Source organism: Lacinutrix sp. MEBiC02595 (assembly GCF_053601555.1).
On sequence record NZ_JBSHNU010000087.1, the window covers coordinates 1 to 226 of the forward strand.

General features: G+C 40.3%; 1 protein-coding gene. It reads right to left on the reverse strand.

The window, feature by feature from the left end; translation table 11 throughout:
• Positions 1–226: hypothetical protein (locus ACVCZW_RS00400; protein ID WP_452231342.1), on the reverse strand; the 226-nt coding region annotated here is incomplete at both ends.

Sequence of the window (226 nt, forward strand, 5' to 3'; positions counted from 1 at the left end):
TGTTTCTGTTCCGTTTTGTATTCCATCACCATCTTCATCGTTATATACGGTTCCAGTTACTGTTCCGGCTGTAGTATAACCATCTATTCCTGCATCTACACTACCATTTGTTGGTACCGTTACTGATGTTGGCTCTGTTCCATCTGTTAAAGTAGCACCTGTTGGTAAAGTAGTTGTATCTACTACGATATCTACTGTTCCTGCTGGTACTCCTTCTATAGTATAG